Origin of the sequence: Paractinoplanes bogorensis (genome assembly GCF_018829635.1) — a bacterium.
GTDB lineage: Bacteria > Actinomycetota > Actinomycetes > Mycobacteriales > Micromonosporaceae > Actinoplanes > Actinoplanes bogorensis.
The window spans coordinates 1-5010 of the sequence record NZ_JAHKKG010000034.1 but is presented as its reverse complement, the minus strand read 5'-3'; the positions used below and the strand labels follow the sequence as shown (position 1 = coordinate 5010).

At 70.8% G+C, this 5010-nt stretch carries 8 protein-coding genes; 1 reads left to right on the top strand and 7 read right to left on the bottom strand.

Features of this window, described 5'->3' with window-relative positions; translation table 11 throughout:
• Positions 1 to 286 precede the first annotated feature (286 nt).
• On the bottom strand, positions 287 to 1087 hold the full coding sequence (locus KOI35_RS46925) for an alpha/beta fold hydrolase (protein WP_215796316.1): 801 nt from the start codon (positions 1085 to 1087) through the stop codon (positions 287 to 289).
• A gap of 76 nt (positions 1088 to 1163) precedes the next feature.
• Here KOI35_RS46925 and KOI35_RS46920 point away from each other — a divergent pair, with 76 nt between their 5' ends.
• Positions 1164 to 1991, top strand: a complete 828-nt coding sequence (locus KOI35_RS46920) for a GNAT family N-acetyltransferase (RefSeq protein WP_215796315.1) — start codon at positions 1164 to 1166, stop codon at positions 1989 to 1991.
• Here the strand turns inward: KOI35_RS46920 and KOI35_RS46915 are convergent.
• The 6 genes from KOI35_RS46915 to KOI35_RS46890 form a co-directional block, all read right to left on the bottom strand.
• Positions 1972 to 2517 (bottom strand): methyltransferase family protein, encoded by a 546-nt coding sequence (locus tag KOI35_RS46915; protein WP_215796314.1) that lies wholly within the window; start codon positions 2515 to 2517, stop codon positions 1972 to 1974. The genes KOI35_RS46920 and KOI35_RS46915 overlap by 20 nt on opposite strands.
• 49 nt (positions 2518 to 2566) lie before the next feature.
• The gene (locus tag KOI35_RS46910) at positions 2567 to 3001 is read right to left on the bottom strand and encodes a hypothetical protein (RefSeq protein ID WP_215796313.1); all 435 of its coding nucleotides are present in this window, start codon (positions 2999 to 3001) and stop codon (positions 2567 to 2569) included.
• A complete protein-coding gene (locus KOI35_RS46905; RefSeq protein WP_215796312.1) occupies positions 2994 to 3299 on the bottom strand; it encodes an HAD family hydrolase in 306 nt (101 codons plus the stop codon). The genes KOI35_RS46910 and KOI35_RS46905 overlap by 8 nt, the downstream gene beginning before the upstream one ends.
• 10 nt (positions 3300 to 3309) lie before the next feature.
• The gene (locus tag KOI35_RS46900) at positions 3310 to 3522 is read right to left on the bottom strand and encodes a hypothetical protein (protein ID WP_215796311.1); all 213 of its coding nucleotides are present in this window, start codon (positions 3520 to 3522) and stop codon (positions 3310 to 3312) included.
• An 86-nt stretch (positions 3523 to 3608) separates the two neighbouring features.
• Positions 3609 to 4298, bottom strand: coding sequence for a SprT-like domain-containing protein (locus KOI35_RS46895; protein ID WP_308121477.1), 690 nt, complete (start codon positions 4296 to 4298; stop codon positions 3609 to 3611).
• Between the two features lie 145 nt (positions 4299 to 4443).
• On the bottom strand, positions 4444 to 4659 hold the full coding sequence (locus tag KOI35_RS46890; protein WP_215796310.1) for a hypothetical protein: 216 nt from the start codon (positions 4657 to 4659) through the stop codon (positions 4444 to 4446).
• Positions 4660 to 5010: the final 351 nt, after the last annotated feature.

The following is a 5010-nucleotide window of genomic DNA, read 5'->3' as shown; positions in this document are numbered from 1 at the left end:
CATCGAAGGCTGGTACAACACCCACCGCCGGCATTCCAGCCTCGGCTATCGCAGCCCAACCGCCTACGAAACAGCAGCCTGAACCAATCCACACACCAGCCCTGTCCGCCGAAACGGGTCAAGCCCACAGTGCGTGACCCGGGTTTCGTGCGTGGCCCGTCTTCCGTGCGGCCCGGCTTCAGTGCGCGGCCCAGCTTGCGTGCGCGGCCCGGCTTCAGTGCGTGGCCCGGTTTGCGTGCGCGGCCCGGCTTCAGCAGGCTCCCCGGCTTCAGCAGGCTGCCCCGCTTCAGCGCGCGGCCCGTTGGATGAATTCGGCGAACGGCCGGCTGACCAGCTCGGGGTCGGTCTGGTGGGTGGCGCCGGGGATGAGCGCGAACTCGCCGCGGGGCACTCGATCGGCCAGGGCCCGCGCGCCGGCGATCAGGAAGGGCGCGGTGTGGTCGCCCGCGGCAGCGAGCACCGGCACGGCGATCTCGGCGAACCGGGCGAGCGGCCCGGCCGAGCCGGTCATGTAGTCGCGGCAGATCCGCCCGTCGTACGCGATGGTGGGCGCGACCGGCTCGAGCAGGGGCCAGATCGGCGCGTTCACGATGCTGTCGGCGAACTCGGCGGGCAGACCGATCGCCGCGGTGGCGAAGTAGCGGTGGGCGCCAGGGGCATCAAGCGTCTCCAGCCGCTCGACGTAGTCGGCGGGAAGCGGCGGGCGACTGTCATCGATGATGAACGGCGGCTCGTACGCGATGACACAGCCCGCGGCCACACCCGCCCGCGTCGCCTCCAGGGCCAGGATCGCGCCCGACGATTCCCCGGCGATCGCGGCGACCCGGCCGCCCAGCGCCACGATCAGGGCCGCGATGTCCTCGATCTCGCGCTCGGGGGAGTAGGCGGGGGCGTCGCCGCTTTCGCCGCGTCCCCGGCGGTCGTACGCGACCAGGCGCAATCCGGTCAGCTCGGCGATGCGTGGGGACGGGTTGTGGAGGGCGCGGTAGCCCGTCGCGCCGTTCACATAGATCACGGCGGGCGCATCGGCCGGGCCGTGGACCTCGTACGCGATCGGGGTGCCGTCGGCGGAAACGGTGGTGGCCATCTCAAGAATCCTCCGGGAGTGGACGATACCGCCGCGTACGGGAAAATGCGGTTGACCGGCATGATGGGCTGTCGAGGTGATCGACCTCAGCGCGGGGCTCTCCCCGTCGACCCTCGAAGCCGTTGCCGACCTCGAACGCCGGGTGGTGGAAGCCGACGGCGGCCGGCTGAAACTCGAGTGGAACGCGTTGCGCCGCCGCGACGGTGAACGGGTCGAAGACGTGCTGTGGTGGGACGGCGATCGCCTGCTCGGCTTCCTCGGCATCTACGCTCACGGCGCCCCGACCCTCGAGCTGGCGGGCATGGTCGACCCGGCCGCCCGCCGCACGGGGATCGGCACCGCGCTGCTCGATGCGGCCGAGACCGTGCTGGCCGGGCGCGAGCACGACGCGGTGCTGCTGGTCGTCCCGCGGCCGTCGGCGGGTGGCCGGGCCCTCGCCGAGCGGCGCGGTGGCCGGCTGGAGCACAGCGAGCACGCGCTCGAATTGCACGGCGAGCCGGCCGAGGTGACGTCCCACCCCGCAATTTCCGTACGGGAAGCAACGCCCGCCGACCGTGAGCCGCTCCGCGAGATCCTGCGCCTGGCCTTCGGCTGGGAGCCGCGTGAGGCAGTCGACCCGAACACGCTGACCGTCGAGCTCGACGGCACCCCGATCGGCACCGCCCGGCTGGAGACCCAGGAGGGCCGGGCCGGCATCTACGGTTTCGCGATCCACCCCGACCAGCAGGGCCGCGGCTACGGGCGGGACGTGCTGCACCGCCTGTGCCGCCGCGCCGGAACTCCGGTCGTCCACCTGGAGGTGGCCACCGACAACGACCGGGCGCTGGGCCTCTACACGTCGATCGGGTTCCGCCCGGTGATCACCGAGGACTACTACGCGCTGCCTACCAGACGTACGGAATGAGCCGGGCCCGACCGGCCGCGAACGCGCGGTAGCGGTCGCCGAGGGTCGCGATCAGGGCTCGCTCCTCGATCCGGAGACGATGGACGAGCCCGATCAGGACGAGCAGGAACGCCCCGGCCGCCCCGGCCCAGTTACCCGCCATCAGTCCCACACCGGCGACGACGAGCAGCAGTCCGGTGTAGCTGGGGTGACGCAGCACCCGGTACGGTCCCCTCCCGATCACCGGCTGGTCGGTGCTGGTCGTGACGACCACGGTGAAATACCGGCCGAGCGTCACGAACGACCACCAGCGCAACAGCGCCCCGGCCCACGCGAGGATCGCGCCGATCAGGACCGCCCGGATGGTGGCGCCGGGAGCGACGACCCGGCTGAGCGGCCACAGCAGAATGCCGCCGAGGAGCAACAGTCGGAACAGCGCCTCCGCCCGTACGTCGACCCGGGCGCTCCCACGACGACGGCGAAACGCCTGCACCAGCTCACCGGCCGAGAACGCACCGACACTGACGACGAACACGGGCATCGGCATGCCTCGAGAGTGGATCCGCGGGCCCGGCCGAATCAAGAGCCGGGCCGGACTATCCGGTCTTGAGCGTCCGCATGGCGAGCCCGAACATGTGGCAGAACCAGGCCACGATGACGACGAAACCGACGATCAGCGTGGTCGCGAACCAATTCGACGGAGCCCAGTGCATCTCCTCGAAATGGACCGTCCGATTGAGCGGCTGGCCCATCAACCCGTACCAGATGGCCCCGATGATGCTCGTTCCCACGTCGACGATGACGAGCAGATATTTGATCAGGTGCAGAAAGACCGGTGAGTACTCCGTGGTCCACAGCGGTGACAGAACGGCGAAAGCGGTCAGCGCCATACCGAGCAGGACCGCCGCCACAAAAGCAAGAATGTTCTTCGGCTGAATGATGCCGACCATCGACTGCATGGACAGCCACGCGTCGATCACGCTGACCACGAATCCCGGCAGAAGCCACGCGAACGCCGATCCCCTACTCACTGATGCCGCCGGAGAAGATGTAGACCACAATGGCCACCGCGATGATGCTCGCGACGAGCCCGGCGAGCAGTTGGGGAAGGTGCTGGCGGGCCAGATCGACCGGCCGTCGGTGCGGGGCAGTGGGTCTGGCCACCGAGAGCGCGGTCTCGGCCCGGTGGAGCCGCATCTCGAGCGACGACGTCAGTGCCTCCAGGCGTCGTACGCTCTCGTCGAGTCTGGTCGTGACCGCCACCATCACCCGCAGTTGACTTTCGAACGTTTCGGCGGCCGGGCCGGGCGGTATTTCGGGATGCGTCATGGACATCACCTCACGGGGTAAGGCGGACCGATCCGCCGGTATACGCCAGAGCGAAGGCGAGAGCGCCGAGCAGGCAGGCCAGAACGGTCACCCGCACGACATCGATCACGTCGAACTGGCGGGACATCACGCGTCGTGCGACATAGTCGGCGCCGCCCAGAATTACCGCCAGCATCGCGATGGCGGTCAGCAGATCGGCCACGAAATTGACGTGGTCGGACATGGACGGCCCGGCCATCACGGCGACCGCTGGGTTCTCGTCACGTCGCTTACTGACGGACAGAGTTCCGCGGAAAAGAACCGAGCGGCTCAGTGCGACGCGGTAACCGGCTGGGCCGCGGCGAAAGGCACATTCAACAAGCCTTCCCGCGTACGCACCTGGTAGCGGCTCCGCCCACGTTTCTCGACGGTGCCGGTCAGTCCGGCGTATTTGCCCCCGCCGATCACACGGACCCGGTCGCCGACGGCAGCCACGGAGGTGACGGCCGGGCGGGGTCGCGGGGTCAGCAGCCGGGCCAGCTCGCGGTCGTAGCGTGGGTCCATCGCGGCCGGGCCGTCCCGGTGTGTCCAGGTGTAGCGGGCGGTCACGTCGAAGCGGGGCGAGCACTCCGGGCACGACCGGACGCGGACGGGCCGGCGGTGGGTGGTGGTGCGGTGGCCGGCCGGGCAGGTGCCGACCCAGGCGCCGTCGACGCGGGGTGCGTCGGCGGGCATGCATCGTTGCCCGGAGCAGCCGATGCGCCGGGCGATCGTGCGCCACCTCTGGTCGTGGCCATGCCGGGGGCCGGCCAGCGCGTGGGCGATCTCGTGCAGGACGGTCTCGGTGACCTGCCCGGGCGAGTAGAGGGCCATCAGGTGCCGCGACAGGGCGATCTCGCGGCGATCCGAGCGGCAGGCGCCGGCCCGGGTCTTGGCGTTGTCGAACACGAGGGTCCAGCCGCTCAGCCGATGCTGCGCCATCAGGCCGGCGGCGAGTTTCCGCACTTCCCCCAGTTCCACGCGACGATGGTGCCACGGCCGGCGCCGCCCGGCGGCGTGCCACGCGTCACGTCAAAACGCGGCCCCGAAGTGGTACGACAGAGCCGAGCCGAGCCGGACGGCGCGAGGGGCGACCGGGTTAACCGGGCGCCCCTCGCGGGACCGCCTAGCTGCGCCGGAACGCGTAGGACCGGCCGCCGCTCGCGCCGGCCGCGCGGCCCGCGCGGGCCTGCTCGGAGCGACTGCGGGCGGCCTGCTTCTCGTCGTGCGCGCCGTGATGCGGGGCGCCGCGATCGGCCTTCGGTGTGGTGCCGGACTTCGCGGGACGGAACTGGGCGAGATCGTCCGGGTCGAGCGAGACGGTGAAGCGTTGGCCAGGCATACAGACCTCCTCGAAGCCCCGCGCGCAGAGGGCGGGGCCGGGCACGGTGGAGCCGGGGACATGACGGTGAGTCCGGGTGTCGGCGCGATGCGGCTCCACGGCGGACTGGTCACGCCGGAGCACCCGGAACCGAGCACGGGATCGGCCCGAGACGGGCCGGAGAGGATCAGGAGATCATGCGCACCAGGTTAGGCACCCGGCCAAGGGAGCGCTACTCATTTATCGCGCGCCGGTTCGGCTCAGCGCGCCGGTTCGGCTCAGCGCGCCGGTTCGGCTCAGCGCGCCGGTTCGGCTCAGCGCGCCGGTTCGGCTCAGCGCGCCGGTTCGGCTCAGCGCGCCGGTTCGGCTCAG